Source organism: Klebsiella sp. CN_Kp091 (assembly GCF_040065095.1).
GTDB lineage: Bacteria > Pseudomonadota > Gammaproteobacteria > Enterobacterales > Enterobacteriaceae > Klebsiella > Klebsiella aerogenes.
On sequence record NZ_JBEAIO010000049.1, the window covers coordinates 870327 to 889934 of the forward strand.

Sequence of the window (19608 nt, forward strand, 5' to 3'; positions counted from 1 at the left end):
GTAGATCTGTTCTAGTTCACTACCACGCCTCGCATAGCCATGATAGTTTTCATTTTACTACGAACATCTGTTTGCTCTGCATCGGTCAGCACGCGATTATAGACAGCGAATATCCCCATTATGCCGGGAAGCCCCATGTTCTGTTCCGGGCTCTGGCCACCATTCAGGATCAACGGAAGTGTCGATTTCTTTCTAACTGTGATAGCAGAAGAACGTTTTTCTCCACTTGCGCGGGTGATAGACGCTTCTGTATTTGATACCGATACGGTGAAGCGTGTCCATCCACCTACTGCGCCACCGTGGCTCACCTGAACAGTCGACTCAACACTATTCCCCGTAGCCACCTGTAAAATGAGCGTGCCAGCGGCTTCAATTCGCAGCTGCAGACCACCAAACGGGGCGATACCAGGAAATAAGTTGGAGAACAGACGGCCCGACACGGTGGGCTGATTCATATTGATACACAGCGCAAACGTCATTTCATCGGATTCAATGATCCCCGTATTTGCACCGTGCGCACTGTCTGCGACGGTACGCATCCCCAGCTCAGTAAACTCATTGCCGGTAACCAGATCATACCCGTTGCCGCTTGAATCATACTGGTCATGCATCCCGTAAGTCGCGATGCTGGCGCTGTCATTCAGAATCATTTCAGGCTCGGCCAGTTCCAGATCGTCGGCATTTACCACGCCATCACATACAAGAATCATACTTCCTCCTGTTTTAATAATCCCATCTGGCCCACGCTGGTAATGGCTCCATTCGCTACAATGGTCAATTTCATTTCGGACATCCCCTCCGGGATCACCACGTCATAACTGAACGTTCTGAATCCGTCCGTCGAATGGTTCCAGGGGCGAATTCCGGCAATATTGGCTCCGTTGGCTTCGAGAAAGCAGGCGGTTGCCGCGTTTTCATCTACATCAAATTTCACTCTGAAACTGAATTTCCGGCGCTCACCGGGCGTAACCGGGATAGTCTGTGACACGCGCGCGCTGGTATTCCCGGCGCCAGTCACCACCAGAACGTTACCAACGACATCAGGATCAGTGGTTAATGACACGGTTCCGCTTTCAACAACCCATCCTGACGGCAGACCATTCACAATATCGAGAAAGAGTGGGTTGATAATGGCATTTGGTCCTCCTGACGTGACGGGTTGGAGATGGCCATCTGCGGATAAACCGGCATCATGAAAGGTGCCAGCGCTTCCTCCAGTGCTTTACCCATATGAAAAGCACCGAGTGGCGCAGGGTGTGATGGGTCAGGAGAGCCATCCTGAAGTTTGCCGTTATAGCCCGCCTTCCAGCCGTCGGTTTCAGGATCAACAGTGACTGACCGCATATCAACGAACGGAAATCCCTGCTCAATTGCATACGCGCGGGTAAAAGCGTTTATCGCGTTTTCTCTGGCTTTCAGCGCCGGATCGCTGTTGTTCTGTGCCGCCATGCTACACACCACCGGGATAATGCCATTCTTTCGAAACTGGGTGAGGATGTACCGAATATTGCTGGTGACTGTTGCAATGGTGAATTTAAAGTTCCCGGCACTATCTTTCTGAATAACATCGTTACGACCACCCAGGAAGGTAATGAATCTGGGCTTTGCTTCAATGGCTGGCTGTAAGTGGACGCGGATCATATCGGCAGTGGTATAGCCGCCGGTAGCCCACTGGCCAACATACTGCAGCTGCCCGTTGCTGAACAATGATGCCCATACCTGCCATGACCTGGCGTTATAAGCATTACCATCCAGCCCATTCGCCGTTAATGAATCCCCGAACCCGCCGAACGTGTTTTGCAAAAGCCCCTGGTGGGTTTCCAGCGGGATTCCTCGATACTCAAGCGTGGCGTTGCCGTCGTCGCGAACAGCCAGAACCCTGAATCCTCCAATGACCAGATTAAATAAATAGCCTGCTCTGGCCCGACGAATTGATGAGGTTCCGACGAGAAGAGATCGCAAGATATTCAGGTAATCAGCAAAGGATTTGCCTGGTAACTCTTTCTCACCATTTTCATTGATTGAGAATAACCGACGGCCTTGCCGGGTCAGAATATCCAATGGCCTTTTTTTACGACTCACGGTGTTTATTCCGCGCGTTCGCATATCTGTCGCGCGCGCAAAGTTATGGACCATATCAATGAATTCCTGAGAGGCCTGTTTCCGTCCAGTCGGTTGCAGGATGCCGTTAACGTTCATTATTTCATAGGCAAGATAATCGTTATCCTGGCTGCGTATGAACGTTGTGCTTCCCTGCATAATGTTTGCAATATCAGCCTGCGCAGCCTCAATTGTCATGTACTGACGGCTCAGTGGGATCAGGTTCTGATGGATACCCCGCCACGAATAAAGCGGATCACCGGCGCGGTCGGGAACGGTCGTCGGCTGTCCGTTGACCAGCCTATCCAGGCGCGTGGCGTTATCGAGCAACACAGCGGGAGAGGTACTCCCCAGCGGCGGATTAAAGGCCATGTTTTTTGCTCCAAAAAGAGGCTTCGCTCAAACGAGGGTTTGAGCGAAAGAAAGTTAATTGGGGAAATTTTTGGTTTTAAGAGATGTTGCCGGGATAGATGGCGTCGTCGTACTGGTAGAAAACGTCGCTGTATTGTCTTGTCGTTACCTGGCAGGTTCCGTCGGCCTGCGGGGCTATCTCCTCAAAAATGGCATCATAGACACTTCGCGTTGAGCTGCAGAACACCAGCCGCGGTGGCTCAATGCTCGGATCGTTCAGAAGAATTTCATCAAAAGCAGCCTGCCACGGAACGGACAACTGATAATCCCCGACAAAAGTGGCCACCAGCAGCCCGGAGGCAGAACCATCCTGGTAACGCAGAATTGCGCGCGGGTTTTCAAAGGACCAGTCCAGCGGCTCAGAGACGGTAAATACCGTCTGACCGCCAGATGTGGCCATATCCATAACCAGGCTACTTACCGTTTTATTCCCCGGAATATCGTCAGTCAGCAAAATGCGATCGCCATACTGATAGACCAGCGCATCCAGTTCTGTCGTCGTGTTATGCCCCAGCCGCTGATACAGGTATTTCATCAGGCGGCGCATGCCGATTTGATAGGCACGGTTCGGGTCAAGCACCCCATCGAGGGTATAACTCTCAATTTTCCTCGGTGTGGGGTTATCCGGAGTCCGGCATTGCACCGTTTCTTCTGACCACGTCGTGCCATTGATATAGGTGACATCCACACCATCGTAATCATCGGCAGACGGCGCCGAAAAGGTGGTCTGTAACTCTTCGGTCATTTCATGCGGGCTGATAATGCCGGACCAGTTTTTAATCCCTTCCCTGCCTACAGATGCGAGTCCGTCACTCAGCAAGAAATATGATTTCCCCGCCGTGGTGATCTTCTGCAGCATTTCCAGCGCGGAGACACTGTCGCCTGTCGCGAAGTCGAAATACTCATTTTTCGGTGTCCAGTAGGTTGCCTCAAGGGTGTTAATGGCTTCGGTATCCATCGCCAGGCCAAGAGAATTACCGACATGAAACAGCGCGCTGGAGATTCGCCGTGGTGCGCCGGTATCATAAATACGCGTGGCCACAACGTTTACGCGCCTGTCAGACTGCGCCGCCAGTTTGCCCCCGGTCTCGACCGTCACACCCATTAGCGTAACGCCGGCGTAAGAGGCAGGACGGTTAAGCAAACGGCCACGTAACGACTGCCAGTACATCGAGTCACGCGCATTATTGCTGCCCTGCTCGTTCTGGCGGCGCATCCGGACTTCAACCAGCGCAGGAGTGTTTAGCGTGATTCTGTGCGTATAACCCAGGGCATTAACGTTTTTGTTTTCATACTGGAATGATGCGGTCTGCCAGCCGCCGCCACTTCCATATGTCCGGTACTGAATATCCACCCCGGTATGACGGACGCGTTTTTTCCCTTTGTTATCAAATCCACATAACCCACTAGGGAAAGAAACGTTGACCTCAAAGGCATCAACCACCTCATTATCAGGACAAGCCAGGAATGGCCCCATCCACGTATTGCTGTCGTTAATCCCTGTCGCCTGGTAATCGATCATTGTCCTGGGTGAAAAGCCAGGCCAGGTTGCATCAATGGCACCATTCACCATACGCTGAACCGTTGCGGTCGTACCGTCTGCTGAGGCGATACGATATTCATTACCGCGGTGCGCAAGTGATAATCGCTGAGTTCCTTCAGGAACGCCGGAGAATGCCGCGCCGGTTCCGCTGCCATAAGCAAGGGTGACATTGGCGGTGATCGCCGGGCTGCCGCCGCTGGATGCGGTTCCATCTGTAAACGTCGGGTTATCCCCGAATACAGAAGCCGGGAGTGATGAGGCGGTAATACTGCCACCCAGCCACGGACTGGACTTCTCAACGATGCGAACAACCCCGCCATCATCCTGCGCGACCAGGTTAGACCCGGCGATCGCTTCATTGATTGCCGCCAGCAGGCCAGACATATTGCCGTAGTTGGCGATAAGCGAAACGGTATAAGTTGTCGCCTGCCAGGTCAGATTAAACGTCTGGCTGTTAGTCGAAAAATCATAGGTTGTTGGTGCTGCACTTGCACGCAAAGAAGCAGCCGCCCCCCCCACACCTGGAACAGCATCCTGTTTGGGCGTGAACGTAGCGATAAAGAGATCATATTCCGCCCCGTTAATTTCCAGCGTAACGGGCATGCCGGCATAGGGATTAATCTCAGTCAGCGTGTCACTGAACAGAACGCTGTAACCCGATGAAGAAGAGATCAGGTAATTGGTCGGCGCGATAATAGTCACCAGCGCCCCCTCCACCCAGGACTCGGGCAGTGAATTATCATCATCACCATCACTCAGCCCGGTGAACGAAACCGACGATCCTGAAACGGTCATGCTGTCGGCGGTAATATCGGATGAGTCCGGCGCCGTCTGCGCCATATCAAGGCCACTGCCGCTGGACGTTCCGCCCACCTCGGTGGAGTTAAACCAGTTTTCGCTGCGACGATCGCCAGCAACATTAGCCCCTGGCGGATAAAGCGTATAAGAAAATGAACCGCCAAGAGCCGAAACAGGCGTTGAGCCAATCCTGATATCGCCGTTTGTAAAAGCAACATTCCCGCGGCTCACACAAATCATCATTTCAACCGTCATTCTGGTTGGATCATCAGGGTTAAAACGACTTACCGCCTGAACAACATAATCCGGATAAACCCGCGCACGTCCGAACAATTCCCGAATAGGATCGCCAAGTTTTGCCGTGTTCGCTTTTGCCGGGTTTAAATCGAGCCCTAACCCATTTGAGGATGAATTTCCGCCGCCTTTGTCCATTGTGGACATCATATATACCGAGTAGGCAGCAGACGCCACAGCGACAGATATCGCCGCCCAGGCAGCTATTTCAGCGCCAGTGCCGTAGGGAGTTGGATATATTCTGACATCACTATCCGGCGTTAATGGGTAATAAGGCCATTTCTCTGGCGGAACTGGAGAGCCATTAATTTCAACCGTTACTGGATGCTGTTGCTCAAGAGAGTAATGTTCTACGTTGGTTTTCATCCATTCATGCAGAGTCGTTCGCGCATGCTGATGGGTTTCCAGCGGTTCGCCGGGGAGCCGGGAGGGATAAATGCGGATCGTCATCGCCAGAATTCCACCTTGATAAATCGCCGTTTAAATTTCCAGATCGGCATAAAAGAAACGTTTGATCCGGGGTTGCATTCGGCCACCTGCAGCAACCCATTCAGCTCAACGACAATCCCCACATGGGTGACCATTGTTCCAGAATAACACGCCACGCCAGCGCCGACGCATGGCTCACAACGCTCAAGCTTTAACATCAGTTTTCGGGCTTCTTTATCAAGGCCGCCGCCGTCTTTGGTCACACCTGCAAAGTCAGGCCATTCAGGTAGGCCAAGGTCACGGCGTATCTCATTCACAATGCCAAAACAGTCGAGTTTGGGAAAAGAGCGTCCGCCCTTCAGCCAGGTGACCGAAAGGTATTTATCAGGATTGAACATGGAGAAACCTCAATTCATGTAGCGAAGAGCGGGAAAATCATTAAGTGTGTAGCGATAGCGTGGCCAGGCCGTATCGAGAACGTTCATATAGCCAGCGGTAATTTGTGCCTGCAGCGCCGTCCATGAGCCCGATTTGATAGCGAGCGTATACGGCACTGAAGCCGGAGCATTAAGATCTGTTGAGACATATTGCCTATAGGTCATAGAGCCATCTTGTCTCGCTGCCAGGGCATCGCGAATCGCCGTACTCACCTCCCCTTTTATGTTGCTGACAGCGAACTGCAAATCCTGTGTACCGTCACTGTTTCTGGCCGGGATGGCGATATCGATAGCTGCGGCTGAAAAGGTTAAAACAGCGCCATTTTCGGTCGTCGCTGTAATATCGTCGTAGCCCTTGCAGAAATAATGCACCGTCGAACCGATATTGATTTGTAGCGTTTCAATGATGACTTCCGATCCGCTACTGGCATAAAGCCGGTTAAGCACCGTCATGCTTTGGCCACTCCCTGTTTAATGCGATATCAAGCAGTGAACTACCTGCGATCCACTCGGGGTAGTTACCCCACGGCGAAGGCAATAGTGGACGTTCCCATAACTCCAGCGTCGCCGAATACCGCCAGTAGATAGGAGCCACCAGCACTGGCCCCTGATAGATATCCGTAAAACGACATTTGTAGAATTTTATGCCTGCGGGGGTTTGCAACTTCATCATAAACCAGGCCGCACCATCAGAGAGCGCATCACGGTACCACGATTCAAACGTGAGCCCCTGAACATTGCTCTCCATAAACCAGGATACAGTCGCTTGCGTAGGAGTCGAGGTATACGCCCTGCGTTGTCGCGCGCGGCCAGTAGTGAGTTGAGTTCGTTTCAAAGGGCTGACTGGCTGGAACCCATAGCCTTCCTGCAGCGGCATTGGGAGATAGTCATGTGGGTAGAGGATATCTGCCATGTTATTCCTTATACCCCCTCACGTAGCGACTCTTTAAAGCGCGGCCAAAATCGCCCTGTGGCATCATGACCTCCTTCGTAAGCTCCCCTTTCAACTGTCTGGTAAGCTGTCTGTTATTCTGGTTGAGCGTAGAATTAAGTTGCTCAGGCGTGACCCCCTGAAGGTTAAACTCTTGGGTAATCGGCGCATGAACAGTGGTTCGCCGGCTGTTGTCGCTGCTAACGTTCTGAACGCCAGTCCCAAACCCCGAACGCCCCAATGTCGCATCAAGCGGCTTGCCGTTCCGTAACGCCTCAAGCTGCGACACGCCGATTCGATTTGTGGACTCCTGATCGAAGACATATTCCCCTTTATGGACAATACCTGCCGGCTGATACTTTCCGCCTGAGCCAGTATATCCACCAGAAGCAAAGCCGACGGCGGCAGCACTGGAGATGCTGGACGTTATTGTAGCCATGAGACCTGCAACAGTAGCCATCGCTGCTAAGTTGTATGGGAATGGCTGGCTTGAAAGCGCCTGCGCCATTGCCATTGGCAATTGAACAGCCGCCTGAGCAAGCGCAAAAGCTTTTTGCGTAACAAATGCCGCTTTATACATTACGGATTGCTCGCCGAACATCGCCCCCATCGAATCGGTGATACTGGAGAAAGAATTTTGCGCTGATTGCATCTGTGCGGCATAAACTGCGGTGCTTAGTGCTTGCTGGTTCTGTTGTCCTTGCTGTTGGAGAGCCAGCAATTGCTGCTGCTTCTGCTGCTCATTCAGTAAAGTATTTTGTGTGATCGCCTGCTGCTGCTGGTTCAGCCAGGTAGCATAATCAGTCTGGGCTTGCTTCAGCTTTTCGATAACCTCCAGCTGCGGATCAATTTGCAGCCCTATCATGTTCATTCCCTGTCCTGACAGGTCGCTATTGGTTGCTCCAGAGGTCAGCGTACCACCGGCCTTGTTCACACCTGATATAACGGAATCAGGCAGGACCGATTTACTAATCAGGTCACTTGCCTGCTTCCCAGCAGTCTCCGGCGTCAGTTTCTTCAGCTCAACCATCTTTTGAAGAATTTCTAGACGTTTTTGCAGCGTCCCATTTTGGCGCAATTCCTTTGGTGCAATTTGCTCCTGCATTTTCCTGTAATCATCCAGCGTCTTAACTGAATTCTGCAAAGCCTCCTGCTGCTTATAAGCCTGCAATATTTCGTCAGAACGGGAAAGAATCGACTTCTGGTCGGCGGTTAGCTGAGTTTTAGACTTGAGGTCTGCGATCTGCTGCTCGAACTTAACCCGTGCCTGCGTAGCGCTATTAAGTTTATCGCTGGCATCCAATTGTGACTGCATCGCGGCAGTCTGCTGATGTATCTGCTCAAGAAGCCGAGTCGCTGCGTCCTCTGTAAATGTTTTACCTTTTATCTCTTTCTTAGGTTTTTCATTTCCCTGTTGTTTGGCCTGATCCAATTCCTTTTCACGAACGGCAATGAGCGCATTAGCTTGTTCAATCGCCTCTTTGTTCCCTGAGAAAGCTATTTTTCTTGATTGCGCCCTCGCTTCCTTTAGCCTTGCTTCGGCGCCAGCGACTCTGTCAGCCGCCAAATACTCCTTATTAATCCAATCAACAGACTCTGCAACAGCTTTATTACCCTCAATAGTCAGGACATTCATCGTTGATTGTAGGTCAATGGCCTGTCCAATAAATCTCATCGTGGGGTCTATTGCGCCACCAAGAGCAACAGCCTGCTTACCTTTGTCTGCAGCTGTGTAATAGTTTTTTACCTTTATTGCCGCTGCCGTCCAGGAGTCGCCAATTTTCAGTATCTCTCGACGATGCATGTCAATATCAGCATTCAGAGCCGTAAAATTAGCTGAATCCTTATATTGAGAAATTTTTTGTCGTGCTTCATCGTAGCTATATCCGACATCAATTAATTTATTTACTGCCTCGCTGGCACCGTCATTGGTCGTAATAAACATATTGCGAACTTCTTCAATAGCCAGCCCCGTCTTATCGGATATCGCAACCATGTTAAGCGCAAGGCGTTCGGCAGCATCACCGTTAGCACCAAGCGATGTTGTAGCAATTTTCGTTGCTGCTTCAATCTCCAGCCGATTTTGGTAAACAGCATAAGTAAGGAGGCCAACTGCCCCCGCAGCTACGGTATATGGATTTACCAACCCCATTACGTAGGTGGATACACCTTTAATCGCAGGAATAATTCCACCGAACATATCTTTTAACTGCCCGCCCTGCTGCATAAGCACCATAAAAGGGGACTGGCCTGTAGAGAGTCCGACTACGATGTCCGTCATCTGAGCGGGGATCATGCGCATTGCAAAAGCTGTCTGGGCGGCAGACTGCCCAGTTTTTTTCAAGTCGTCACTAAAGCCGGTTAATTTGTTACGAGTCTCTTCGATTCGCTTTGAATAAAGCTCAAATGTATCTGTATCTACCATCCCTTCGGATTTGAATTTCACCAAATCCTGTTGTTGTTTGTCCAGCTTATTCAGGGCGGCATTCACCGGGTCAATACGATCGAGAAGTTCAGATAGAGCCTGCTTTTCTTCGTCCGTAGCCTTTGTCACCTTGCCAGCGCTCGTAGATGCACGGTCTCCAGCTTGGGTCATTTTAACCAATGCAGTTGCGAGATTATCGGCCTGCTTTTCTGCCCCAGAGCTGTCGATAATGATTGCGAGGCGTGAGGTTTGTTCTGTCATTTAGCGATCTCCGGGCAATAAAAAACCCCGCCGAAGCGAGGTTAGAGCTTTAAAACTGTTAGGCTTTTAATTCATTGACGGTAAAACATTATTGCGCCGATAATCGCCGCAAAGACCGCCAGCACAATCCCCGCGATTAACTTTACATTAACGTCAGCCAGCCTATCACTGTCCCCAGCATCGTCAGTGTTAACTATTGTCTTCAAAGGGGTTACATCACTCCCGCAATGCTTACACTTCACCGCCTCAGGATTTATTAATTCTGCGCAGTAAGGGCATTTAACTGAAGTTTCGGACCCTTTTAGCTTATCTCCCACCAGAGCGATGATGATACCTGCGATGGCTACGAACCCTCCAAATATCATGTAATTTTGGCGCGATGACATTAATCCAAGATTGTTAACCCTGTAACCACCGCTTGTCGCTACTGTCACATCCATGAACAACGCGGATACAGCAAAGATCAACCCTATTGCAATCGCTATATAACCAATAATCTTCACTTGCCTACCCCATTAGTTAAAAAGCCTCCCCCAAATGGGCATGAATAATCACAACAAAGATTATCTAAAGTTACTAATTACTTTGTATCGGATGCTCTGGTTGGTAGCTTCAAGAACTTCAATTTTGGCACCTTTATAACCTATAACTTTAGATTCAGATAAGTCATATTCAACATCGTTGTTGAAAGCTGGTCTAGCCATATCAGATGACGACTCACGGTAGCCTATGTTGATTTTGTTACCAACACGCCCGTTATACAGCAGTGTCTGCTGAAAATTATTAGAAGAACTAATGTTCAGGTTAGTTTTTTCAATAGGCATGTTGTCTTCACATGTTGATACTGAGAAGACGGTAATCACACAGAGTGTTTTGGTGCCATCTTTAACCATTAATGCCTGCCACATGTCAGCCAACGCAGCTTTCTGAACATTTGCTGAATCGGCCATGCCTGTAGGCATATAGAACTCGGATTTGCCATCCTGACCGACTTTTTTTAGATTCCCTGGCGTTACAGTATAAGCCCATGAAACCCTGGCAGGAGCAGTAACTTTTATCCCTTCATATTTTGCTAAAATTCCTTGAGATAACAGAGAGTCTCCAACATACGATGTGTTTACGGAACCTACTGGCGGTTCACTTAAACTTTGCGTTGTTGGTGCATAGTTGTACTTAGGCGAAGTACACCCCGTCAGTAAAACAGCCCCCAATGCCACTGCCAATATTTTATTCATTCCATGCTTCCTATGATTACAATCGGAAAAATCCTAACACATGGATGCAGACAGACAATGATATGACTATTTCACTTTTGCCTGTCTTTTCTGCTCCGCTGCCCACTCGTCACGCCACGCATCGTCGAGCGCCAGGATAGCGGCGTCAAACTCGGTGCGGTCAATCAGGATGGTTCGCGATGCCAGATATAGCTCAATATCATTCAGGGATAAAGGGAGCGGTACTCCGGCCATGCCAGCATATTTTCTGCTGCGCGATATCATGGCATAGGCATTGAGGATCTCCCCTGTTACTGGATCAATTTCTGGCTCAGGAATCGGCGGAAGGTTCAATTGCTCCCGGCGCCATTTTGCCTTATCTCCCCTTTCGCCCCCGAACTCCTTTAGCCACGTCTGCGCCTCTAGGGCTTTTTTACGGTTTCCTGAGTCTGCTGCTCCTTACCCTGAGCTATGTTCGCAGCCTCTGCCAGAATCAGCCAATACAACGAGGGATTCTGCTTCAGTAACGCGACGCCAAGTTCAGGCGTATACGCAACCGCCGTCTCAATACCATCCACCAGCTCACCTACTCCCTCCCAGTCTTTCAAAAGAAAGCGCGCGCAGTTATCGATGAGCAGATCATCAATTGAGTCAATTTCACCCACGCTGGCGAGATCGAACGCGTCGGTACCGACCTGATAGCTCGCGTCCATTTTGTCGATATGGCGCCGCACCAGCGCATTGCGTGAGCGGTATTGTGGATTCTCGCTGCTGGCCACCAGCAGGCGAAGTTTAAACAGTGCTTCTTCTTCAGGTGTGAATTTCTTTTTACGGCCATCAGGCTTTTTAAAAGGGAAGAACCAACGCTCGCCACTCAGATCAAGTCGAGACGAAATAATCAGCATACAGACTCCATAAAAAGCCCGAACCGCGATGTTCTGCGAAACGGGTCAGGGAAATTAAGGTGCGGTGACAGTGATTTCAGAGGTTGCCGTAAAGGTGCGAGCCTTCCCGGTGATCGTGGCGTTCCCGGCAGCATTGCGGGTCACTTTCGCCGTTTTTTGCCCGGTAGAAACTACACTGGCAATCGCAGGATCCGATGACGTCCACTGGACGATATCTGTTGAATCAGCAGGCGTAAGCGTGGCGGTTAATGTCACCGTAGAGCCGACTGCGCCATTTGAAGTGGCTGGCGCAACACTGATTGCCGTCGCCGGTACTTTTGGCGCGCGGGTAATGGTTGGCGGCGTATTGGCGGCCGTGATATCAAGCTGAACCTGTACGATGTCAGTATTCCCGGCGTCCGGCCAGTCGCCAGAAATTTGCACTTCAGGAAAACTGAAGGTATAAGCGCCTTCGGCGTTCTCCAGCGTGAAGGTAAACGGCACTGTTTCGCCGGTGAAGGTTTTTTTGTAGATCTCCCAGGCCGCCTTGGACCATGACAGAGTGATCTGACCAGACGGTGTAAAGGTCGTCGGAATGTTTGCGCCAGCAAATGCTGAGCCGGTACCGATACAGCGCTGAGTCTGCATGTTGTTATCAAACTGGATATTAAACGTATCCACACAGAAGCCGGCACCACCCGCCACCCCGTTCAGACTCAGGCCTGTCACTTCCTTAAACGAATAGCGCAGCGCGCCAGCACCATCCACCGGGTTAGTGAAATAGCTGGTATCGTCGGCTTTGGTTTCCCAGTCAAGCCCGGCGAATGTAATGGTCGAAGTGATGTCGCCATCATTCGGGATTTCAATCTGGAAAGTGGCAACCTGGCAACCGCGGGCAATCTGTGCGATCCCTACATCATCAGCGTATGAAGAAACTGAAAAAGTAATGCGGTTGTTGCCCATCGTCAGCACATTATCGAGCCAATCCGCTCCGAAACAGCTCGCCAGAAAATCATCATGCTGATTCCAGCGAAATTTGGTGCCGACATCACCGCCGACATCAATCGTGCCACGGGAAACGCCCTGTGCCATACGGTCACCGCCGATTTCATCGTTATCGTTGGTGTTCTGCGTTGGCATCAGCCCGAACGACGAACGGCGTAACAGGTTCCAGACACCAGCAGAGGGTGTCTCTCCCGGTGTGGTTTCGCGAATAAACGCGGTAACTACTTTTGCGCCTGAACTCACAGGTGCCTCCTGTTGATTGTGCGCTACAGAGCGCGATAAGGGATTTGAAGATTGAGCTGAGACCAGCCATCGGTTTCACCTGCCGGGATGGCGGATACGGCGAAATAACTCAGTGCTCCGTCGTCCTGAAACTCGAAGAGTTGCGTTAATTTGTCGGCGGCCTGAGTCAGCTGCAGAGTGCCTGAACCAACAGGGACGAAAAGCTGGATGATGAGAACCCCTGTTCGGTGGACAGTCGGCCCCGCTCCAATTTCGTTAGCACCTGCTTGTCCGGGTATGTCAGTAAGACGCGCCCAGATTTTTCGACCGCTGAGATCGAATACAGGACCGTTTGGGTAGTCCACCGCATCCTGGGCAATAGCGGTCTGCGTCGTCATTCGTCTGATGACAACGTTTCTTATTTCTGTGAGGGTCATTTGTAGGCCTGAATCACACCATTAAATGAGACGGCATAGACGCCTGTCGGCGCTTGCGTAGAGTGGCCATTCTCCAGCGGTACGGAGTAAGGGAGGTTTGACTGAATGTAAATCACCGAGTAGGCCGGCGCCTGATTGATGATATTTTTCCCGTTGAGGAATGTCATTGTTCCGCGCGGGTCAGGCTCGGATGGTATTGACTGATCCGGTTCGCCGATGCTGACAAAATGCGACGCCCGAAAGGTTCCTGCTCGATACTCAGCCGGACGCCTGATATCCATGCCATCGTTAACACGGACTTTCTTTCTGAGACGGCCAGTCTTTGTCAGGTTGGCAGAATCGGCATAAAGAGCTTCGTTCCATTCACCTACCGCTTTGTTGTACTGAACCGCGGTGGCGTTTATGGCCCATAACTCCGGGTTACCTACAGGCGATCGCTGGACGATTTCATTCAGCAACTGAATGGCGATGGTTCTTTGCCGTAACCTGACGTCGTCCTCCACCAGCCCGGCGAATGCCGCCGGGTCAATGTTCCAGCCCTTAGCCATATCACGCCCTCCGCAGTTGAATGGAGTACGCAGCGCCAGCAGAGTCTGCAGAAGCGGTAATGACCTCATAGCGCTGGAGTACGCCAGTAATCGGGTCAGGTGCCGTGATGATGTGCTCAACCGCTGGCTTGTCGGTGACCTCATTAACGAGGGCGGTGAGTTTCACATCACCATGAAGGATGTTAACACCATCGATGCGGCGGAGTTTATAGCGCGCCAGCACTCCGCGCCCCGAGTAAGTCACCTGCGCTTCAGTGCCGGTTTCCATCACCGGGTCCCAGGCACCCCGAACGGTGTATGCCCCAGTGAAATCCTTAACGGCATCCTGCAGGTCGGTATTAAATGCCGCGGCAACTTCAACCTGCAATTCGTCACGAATCCCCACATCACCCCCTTACCAGCCGCACCTGAGACTGACTAACGCCATATGGCTTTAGCATTGCAAGCGCCAGCTGCAGATCAGAATCAAGCAATGCCGAGCTGTTGGTAGCGAGTTCTGCGAAAGTCTTCGAAACGCTGACATCGTCGGCATCTACCGTCTTGCTGAGGAGCACGCCAGAATCAGTTTTCTGCTGATACAACCCACCATTTGCCGCCGCCAGCGCCGCATAGGCGCCTGCCTGTTTTACATCGTCAGGAATGATGGTTTCGTGAGTTGCCTTATCGCACGGCATTCTCAGGTTAAGCCCATTCATCCAGGTATTAGCCATCAGCACAGATTTGGTTTTTTTGCTTTCAACCGCCCAGGTGGCACCGAGAATCGAATTGACATCTTCAACAGTGATGAAAGTGATCATGCATCACTCCATTTCTTTCCAGCCGTGCGCCTTCCAGTTCTCCACTTCATCAAGGTGAACGTTGGCGGTATTAGGAGCGCCGGGGAATGCCGGGAAATCGGTAACCATCGCCACCAACTGCGATGTGGTCGATACAGATACGTTGTTATCCGCCTGCGTAAACGCAGTTTGCTCAGCAGCTCGTTGTGCGCGCTGCTCTTTTGTTAATCCGGCCATAAGCCCTCCACAAAAATAAAGGGGCCGAAGCCCCTATTTATCAGCCCAGCAACAACGCTGAGTGCGCCGACTTAACTGCTGCTACGCCCCAGGACAAACCGACTTCGTAACGCACCTGGCGATACTGGCGGTACAGAGCAACCTGATAAGTGATGCCTGACACCGGGTCAGTAACGTTCATGACGTCATCCGCAGTATCACCGCCCTGCGGCATTGCCGGGGTACGCGCAGCCAGCAGGAACGCGTTACGGTCGAATGCCATGTTTGCGGTATATCCACCTACGGTAGTAATCGCGGAGTTATCCGCCAGCGCCTGACGCAAGCCCGGTGCCGCCAGGGTAATAGTGGTAGCAGTAGCTGCAGCAACGAGGTATTTGTTGCTGTCACCGTCAAACGTCACAATATCACCTGCCGTGAAAGAACCCGTGCCGGTATCAATCGCGATCAGGATGTCACCCTCAGATTTTGCACCATTTACCAGATAATCAGCGGCAGCCGATGCTGCACGTTTTTTGACGTGTGCAGATTCGTGGATGTTGAATCCCTCCAGACGGCCCACGATACCTTCACGCAGCAGCGCATCGGTACCAGACTCGTTCACCTTGAACAGAACTGACTGTTTACCACGGAGGTTAGCAATCGCAGAGGAACCAAGGACCATCTGCAAATCGGTAGTCGGGGAGCCGTTATCGGACAATACCTGGCGCGCATTTGCCGCATCTGACAGATCGCCCGCAATCCCGAATGGAGCAGTACCAGCCGTACCGACAGCGCGGGAGGAAGCGAAATACAAAGCCGCGAGATCTGCATCCATCTCATTAGCCAGCGCTCGAAAAGCCTGCTTAAACTGATCAGCAAGGATGGTGTTGTATGTCCCTGCAGGCCCCAGCGCCAGTTGTTCCTCACCGTTCCATTTGACCGGGGCCATTTTGGATTTGGTGATTTTGACATCAACGCTGCCGATCGTCTGGTCACCGTCATTAGGCGCAGTAGCCCCCGGGGTAATATCAACAGTGGTTGCCGGTGGCGCAACCGGCGCAGTAACAGTCTGGTCCTTCGCCGCCGCATCAGCTTTCGCATTGCGCGATACAGCCGGGATAAAACCGACCTGTTCGCGAGATACGGTATCCAGAGCCGTGAAGATAGTCGGGATCAACCCGGTAAGCGTATTAGCCATGTGTATGGATTCCTTGGAGATTAAAATATAGGGTTGGTTGAGCTATCCAGCTCCGGCACCAGCAGCCATCCGGCGGCTGGCAAAGAATTAATCGACGATGGTGATACCGTCTTTGAGAGTTGATTGCTGATCTGTCGGGCTCAAACTGGTAAACGCATCGCGTTTCATCGTTTTCTGCCCGAGTGAATGCTGAGACTGCCGTGAGCCGCCTCCCTGGTTGCCGCTGGCCTTCAGAATGTGGTCTTTCTGTGGGTACTGCTCCACCAGGAACTCCAGCGCCTCATCAAAGGCCGCCAGTTCGCCCGGTTTAGAGCGGGAATAAATTTTGTTGCCTGAACCGTCATAGGCAACGACTTTGCCATCCTCGACTTTGAAGGACTGACCGAACCGCGCCTGAAGCATATCTGCCGGGATTGCTACTTTATCTGCGATGAATTTCGACCCAGAGAAACGGCCGCCGATCATTTCCTGATAAAGCTGGCCTTCAAGGGTCGTCGCACGCTGGGTAGCTTCATCAAGCTGCGCCTGGAAGGATTTGGTGATATCCGCTTTAACCTGATCAACAGCACCTGCGTCGATCAGTTTTTTCTGGTCGATTTTAGTCATCATCTCCAGCGCTTCGAGCGCCTTCGCCGGATCACCGATTTTGGCAAACTTGGCCAGACCGGCTTCAGCTGCTTCTTTGGCTTCACGATGAGATTTCGCCTCGCCATTCAGAGAGGAGATTTTCCCAACGGCCTGCACAGCATCAAAACCAACTTCCTGGCCGTCATCGTGAACGTAGACGGGTAAACCGCTGGCATCAACTTCTGCATAACTTTTGCCGTTAACTTCGACTGTTTTCAGTTTCATGTGGTTACCTTTTTGGGGTCATCCGACCGTTTCACCGCTCACCATCCGGATCACGGCAATAAAAAAAGGCCGCCCGGAGGCAGCCTGATTGAAGACTTAAAAAGCTTTAAAGTCTGGCGTTGCTGAACGCCTGAGCATCCAGGTTACGCAGTTGTTCCAGAGTCAGCCATTCGCCCTTGTCGTTGTAGAAGTCATCGGGCGACATGCCGCCGTCACGAATCAGCCGGGCCCGAGTTACGCCAACGATCTGGGACTGGCGCGTGAACGACTGGCGCGAGAACCAGCCCTGATAATCGGTACCCGAAGGCACCTGCCCGTCCATGCTGGCACGTGAGCTATCGGATATTTGCCCTACAGCAATACCGAGCTCATCAGACGATTTCAGGATGTAGGTTTCGACGCTGCGACAGCAGAAATGGATTTTCCCGGGGCCCTGCAGATACGGCATCTTATGGCCGATCGGCTTGTTATCAAGTGTGTACTTGAGGCGGTCGCGAATCCGACAGTCTTTTGATGTACGGTTATCCAAAGTGGATAACCACTGCTTACCCTTCAAAATGTCATCGTTCGCGTCTGCAAAGCTTTTCCTGGCAGTCGAAGCAAGATGCCCTACAGCCGTTTTTGCAATACTGCCAGCATTGGAGCGGCTCATCTGCAACGCGCCATCCTGATAGCCACGGTTAGCATGACCCCGGACCTTTCTGGCGATTTGCTCATGGGTATCGCCCAGGAGAAAACCCTGCCGCACTGTATTGGATATTCTAGCCATCCTGTCAGCTTCAAGGTTATCTGCCCACTCCGAAAGCAGGCGCCCCTGAAACGGCCGTGCCATCGCAGTTGCATAAACGGCATCCGGTGAAATGCCCACCAGTGGATGAAGCGATAGAACATCATCGGGGATCGCAAACTGGAACAGGCTCATCTGAAAGCCTGCTTCGTGCTGGGCGAGTTGCTGCAGCTCATCAGATAGGCCCGCGTACATTGACTGCACAGCCTCACGATTGAGAACTCTGACATTAACGAGCAGCGCTTCCAGTCGCGACACGGTAAAGCTGTCAGTATCCAGGCTATCCATCGCCACAAGCAATCTGGCCGTCAGTTCCGCATCGCTGTCATTCAGGATTTTTATCATCCTGTTTGCAACGCTTGTGCTGTACCGCGCCATCCATATCGCATGCGCTATCGATTCATCCTGAAGCTTGTCATTCGCCGTTGCCATTTGCACCACCCGGGTTACTCAGTCCGCCGGCCAGCGTGACCTGCTGATTCCGTAACTCGTCAATTACCTCTTCGGGCTTCGCATCCGGATCAATAAATTTCAGAGCCTGCAATACGCGAACAGCATCGACCTGACGTATATCACCACCCTGACGGAGCGACTGAACAGCTGTTGCAGCTGCGGCATCAAACGTCTGGGCTGAAACATCCAGTTCGGTGCGTACATCGACATTGCCGCCTTCTTTCTCGCCCAGCCATTCCGCCATAATTTGCAGGATATTATCGAGCGCATCCTCAAGCGAGCTTGCCATGGTGTAGAGAGGTGAATTCTCCTGCATCCGCTCTTCGTGAGTCTGGTCTAAGGATTTAGTCGATGTGTTTTCCGCGCGCAGCAGTTTTGCGCCGGCCTGACGCATCTGGTTTTCCAGATCCTCAAGGGAAATCTTACCGGCTTCAATCGCAGCCCCGGTATGCTCGACATATTCCAGTCCCTGCCGCTGGCGGTCATCGAAACGAGTCGCAGAGGAAGAACCTATCGTCAACGTTTCGCCATCAGCCAGACCGTAAGCTACCAGCAACGGCACGCGAGCGACATGAAGTATGTTGTCCTGTTCACTCTGACTCTGCCAGTGCTTGATATTCAGTAAGGCGAGATTAAGCAGTGGCGGTGAACCACGCATAAAGCCTGTTCGCTTCGTATAGAGCGTCACCAGGGGAATGTCATCGCGACTGGTTTCCCACTCGTCGTGAATCTGCCACTGGCTTTCGCCGTTATCTCCTTTATTTCGGCGATATATTTCAACCTTGCCCGGCATGATATGGCGTATTTGCTCAACTTTTGTTTGCCCGTAATCATCGCCATCAATAATGATGACCTCTCTGATACGCAGATCGGTCAGCACCACTTTCCCTTTAACCACTTTCGATTTCCAGCCAATGACCTGGCGAGGATTTAACATCGTGGCATACGGGCGGGATCCCGCGGCTTTTTCGTCGGCTTTAGTTTTTACTGCCTCCCGGTCAATTTTCGGGAAATCCACCAGCGCATGTACCAGACCATACTGGAATCCGATGCTGAAAAATTGCTGAGCCCAGACATCGAGCCGGTTTCCTTCCATATCAATATCTGGCGACAGCTCCCGTATTTGTTCAGGAGAGTTCTCACTCAATACCGTCGGCTCAGCAAATACTCGCCCGATGTTTTGTTTAATGGCCTCTTCATAGGCAGGTAGTAACGTTGCCGAAGCTAAACGCTCCTTATAGCTCTCAGGATCTTCATTCGGCCATTTCGGGAGATACTTCTTGCCCTGCCGGCGCATTTCCAGCGTGCCGCCCATCAGCGCATCATTAATATCCCATGCCTCGACCATGTCGTTATAGTCGAGATTGGGCGTTGAAATATCAGGCAT

22 protein-coding genes are annotated in these 19608 nt (G+C 51.6%); all 22 read right to left on the reverse strand.

The features are described from left to right. Positions 1-11: 11 nt before the first annotated feature. On the reverse strand, positions 12-710 hold the full coding sequence (locus tag ABLV17_RS24695; RefSeq protein WP_320482701.1) for a LamG-like jellyroll fold domain-containing protein: 699 nt from the start codon (positions 708-710) through the stop codon (positions 12-14). Further along, on the reverse strand, positions 707-1063 hold the full coding sequence (locus tag ABLV17_RS24700) for a hypothetical protein (protein ID WP_348854746.1): 357 nt from the start codon (positions 1061-1063) through the stop codon (positions 707-709). Before ABLV17_RS24700 ends, ABLV17_RS24695 begins: the two co-directional genes overlap by 4 nt. A gap of 38 nt (positions 1064-1101) precedes the next feature. Next, a complete protein-coding gene (locus ABLV17_RS24705) occupies positions 1102-2472 on the reverse strand; it encodes a GDSL-type esterase/lipase family protein (RefSeq protein ID WP_348854747.1) in 1371 nt (456 codons plus the stop codon). 76 nt (positions 2473-2548) lie between these two features. Then, the gene (locus tag ABLV17_RS24710; protein ID WP_337071909.1) at positions 2549-5596 is read right to left on the reverse strand and encodes a host specificity factor TipJ family phage tail protein; all 3048 of its coding nucleotides are present in this window, start codon (positions 5594-5596) and stop codon (positions 2549-2551) included. Continuing rightward, positions 5593-5973 (reverse strand): nitrite transporter, encoded by a 381-nt coding sequence (locus tag ABLV17_RS24715; protein WP_113373153.1) that lies wholly within the window; start codon positions 5971-5973, stop codon positions 5593-5595. Before ABLV17_RS24715 ends, ABLV17_RS24710 begins: the two co-directional genes overlap by 4 nt. 9 nt (positions 5974-5982) lie before the next feature. Further along, positions 5983-6465, reverse strand: a complete 483-nt coding sequence (locus ABLV17_RS24720; RefSeq protein ID WP_113373152.1) for a DUF1833 family protein — start codon at positions 6463-6465, stop codon at positions 5983-5985. Next, positions 6452-6925 carry a hypothetical protein gene (locus tag ABLV17_RS24725; RefSeq protein ID WP_113373151.1) on the reverse strand — a complete coding sequence of 158 codons (474 nt, stop codon included), beginning with the start codon at positions 6923-6925 and terminating at the stop codon, positions 6452-6454. Before ABLV17_RS24725 ends, ABLV17_RS24720 begins: the two co-directional genes overlap by 14 nt. Position 6926: 1 nt before the next feature. Next, positions 6927-9629: a phage tail length tape measure family protein gene (locus tag ABLV17_RS24730; protein ID WP_348854748.1), complete on the reverse strand. Its 2703-nt coding sequence runs from the start codon at positions 9627-9629 to the stop codon at positions 6927-6929. A gap of 71 nt (positions 9630-9700) precedes the next feature. After that, entirely contained in the window at positions 9701-10132 is a 432-nt protein-coding gene (locus ABLV17_RS24735) for a zinc ribbon domain-containing protein (RefSeq protein WP_337071911.1), read from the reverse strand. 60 nt (positions 10133-10192) lie between these two features. Then, positions 10193-10864 carry a hypothetical protein gene (locus ABLV17_RS24740; RefSeq protein ID WP_113373695.1) on the reverse strand — a complete coding sequence of 224 codons (672 nt, stop codon included), beginning with the start codon at positions 10862-10864 and terminating at the stop codon, positions 10193-10195. Positions 10865-10930: 66 nt separating this feature from the next. Next, on the reverse strand, positions 10931-11197 hold the full coding sequence (locus ABLV17_RS24745) for a hypothetical protein (protein WP_337071912.1): 267 nt from the start codon (positions 11195-11197) through the stop codon (positions 10931-10933). Positions 11198-11265: 68 nt separating this feature from the next. Then, a complete protein-coding gene (locus ABLV17_RS24750) occupies positions 11266-11748 on the reverse strand; it encodes a hypothetical protein (protein WP_113373694.1) in 483 nt (160 codons plus the stop codon). Between the two features lie 54 nt (positions 11749-11802). Then, positions 11803-12975 (reverse strand): Ig domain-containing protein, encoded by a 1173-nt coding sequence (locus ABLV17_RS24755; protein WP_113373693.1) that lies wholly within the window; start codon positions 12973-12975, stop codon positions 11803-11805. A gap of 23 nt (positions 12976-12998) precedes the next feature. Next, positions 12999-13391: a phage tail terminator-like protein gene (locus ABLV17_RS24760; RefSeq protein WP_113373692.1), complete on the reverse strand. Its 393-nt coding sequence runs from the start codon at positions 13389-13391 to the stop codon at positions 12999-13001. Continuing rightward, positions 13388-13939 carry a hypothetical protein gene (locus ABLV17_RS24765; protein WP_113373691.1) on the reverse strand — a complete coding sequence of 184 codons (552 nt, stop codon included), beginning with the start codon at positions 13937-13939 and terminating at the stop codon, positions 13388-13390. The genes ABLV17_RS24760 and ABLV17_RS24765 overlap by 4 nt, the downstream gene beginning before the upstream one ends. A 1-nt stretch (position 13940) precedes the next feature. Then, a complete protein-coding gene (locus ABLV17_RS24770) occupies positions 13941-14324 on the reverse strand; it encodes a glutamate 5-kinase (protein WP_113373690.1) in 384 nt (127 codons plus the stop codon). Position 14325: 1 nt separating this feature from the next. Beyond that, positions 14326-14736: a protein singed gene (locus ABLV17_RS24775; RefSeq protein WP_113373689.1), complete on the reverse strand. Its 411-nt coding sequence runs from the start codon at positions 14734-14736 to the stop codon at positions 14326-14328. Positions 14737-14739: 3 nt separating this feature from the next. Then, positions 14740-14952, reverse strand: a complete 213-nt coding sequence (locus ABLV17_RS24780; RefSeq protein WP_113373688.1) for a hypothetical protein — start codon at positions 14950-14952, stop codon at positions 14740-14742. A gap of 40 nt (positions 14953-14992) precedes the next feature. Then, positions 14993-16129, reverse strand: a complete 1137-nt coding sequence (locus ABLV17_RS24785; RefSeq protein WP_113373687.1) for a P22 phage major capsid protein family protein — start codon at positions 16127-16129, stop codon at positions 14993-14995. An 87-nt stretch (positions 16130-16216) separates the two neighbouring features. Further along, positions 16217-16981, reverse strand: coding sequence for a DUF6651 domain-containing protein (locus tag ABLV17_RS24790; RefSeq protein ID WP_113373686.1), 765 nt, complete (start codon positions 16979-16981; stop codon positions 16217-16219). Between the two features lie 106 nt (positions 16982-17087). Next, positions 17088-18200 (reverse strand): phage minor head protein, encoded by a 1113-nt coding sequence (locus tag ABLV17_RS24795; RefSeq protein ID WP_113373685.1) that lies wholly within the window; start codon positions 18198-18200, stop codon positions 17088-17090. Beyond that, positions 18184-19608: a DUF4055 domain-containing protein gene (locus ABLV17_RS24800; protein WP_113373684.1), complete on the reverse strand. Its 1425-nt coding sequence runs from the start codon at positions 19606-19608 to the stop codon at positions 18184-18186. The genes ABLV17_RS24795 and ABLV17_RS24800 overlap by 17 nt, the downstream gene beginning before the upstream one ends.

What these genes read in the sequence shown, in the direction of transcription:
- ABLV17_RS24695 (WP_320482701.1), bottom strand. Translation starts at nt 710, where the DNA reads ATGATTCTTGTATGTGATGGCGTGGTAAATGCCGACGATCTGGAACTG.
- ABLV17_RS24705 (WP_348854747.1), bottom strand. Translation starts at nt 2,472, where the DNA reads ATGGCCTTTAATCCGCCGCTGGGGAGTACCTCTCCCGCTGTGTTGCTC.
- ABLV17_RS24710 (WP_337071909.1), bottom strand. Translation starts at nt 5,596, where the DNA reads ATGACGATCCGCATTTATCCCTCCCGGCTCCCCGGCGAACCGCTGGAA.
- ABLV17_RS24715 (WP_113373153.1), bottom strand. Translation starts at nt 5,973, where the DNA reads ATGTTCAATCCTGATAAATACCTTTCGGTCACCTGGCTGAAGGGCGGA.
- ABLV17_RS24720 (WP_113373152.1), bottom strand. Translation starts at nt 6,465, where the DNA reads ATGACGGTGCTTAACCGGCTTTATGCCAGTAGCGGATCGGAAGTCATC.
- ABLV17_RS24725 (WP_113373151.1), bottom strand. Translation starts at nt 6,925, where the DNA reads ATGGCAGATATCCTCTACCCACATGACTATCTCCCAATGCCGCTGCAG.
- ABLV17_RS24730 (WP_348854748.1), bottom strand. Translation starts at nt 9,629, where the DNA reads ATGACAGAACAAACCTCACGCCTCGCAATCATTATCGACAGCTCTGGG.
- ABLV17_RS24740 (WP_113373695.1), bottom strand. Translation starts at nt 10,864, where the DNA reads ATGAATAAAATATTGGCAGTGGCATTGGGGGCTGTTTTACTGACGGGG.
- ABLV17_RS24750 (WP_113373694.1), bottom strand. Translation starts at nt 11,748, where the DNA reads ATGCTGATTATTTCGTCTCGACTTGATCTGAGTGGCGAGCGTTGGTTC.
- ABLV17_RS24760 (WP_113373692.1), bottom strand. Translation starts at nt 13,391, where the DNA reads ATGACCCTCACAGAAATAAGAAACGTTGTCATCAGACGAATGACGACG.
- ABLV17_RS24765 (WP_113373691.1), bottom strand. Translation starts at nt 13,939, where the DNA reads ATGGCTAAGGGCTGGAACATTGACCCGGCGGCATTCGCCGGGCTGGTG.
- ABLV17_RS24775 (WP_113373689.1), bottom strand. Translation starts at nt 14,736, where the DNA reads ATGATCACTTTCATCACTGTTGAAGATGTCAATTCGATTCTCGGTGCC.
- ABLV17_RS24780 (WP_113373688.1), bottom strand. Translation starts at nt 14,952, where the DNA reads ATGGCCGGATTAACAAAAGAGCAGCGCGCACAACGAGCTGCTGAGCAA.
- ABLV17_RS24785 (WP_113373687.1), bottom strand. Translation starts at nt 16,129, where the DNA reads ATGGCTAATACGCTTACCGGGTTGATCCCGACTATCTTCACGGCTCTG.
- ABLV17_RS24790 (WP_113373686.1), bottom strand. Translation starts at nt 16,981, where the DNA reads ATGAAACTGAAAACAGTCGAAGTTAACGGCAAAAGTTATGCAGAAGTT.
- ABLV17_RS24795 (WP_113373685.1), bottom strand. Translation starts at nt 18,200, where the DNA reads ATGGCAACGGCGAATGACAAGCTTCAGGATGAATCGATAGCGCATGCG.
- ABLV17_RS24800 (WP_113373684.1), bottom strand. Translation starts at nt 19,608, where the DNA reads ATGCCTGATATTTCAACGCCCAATCTCGACTATAACGACATGGTCGAG.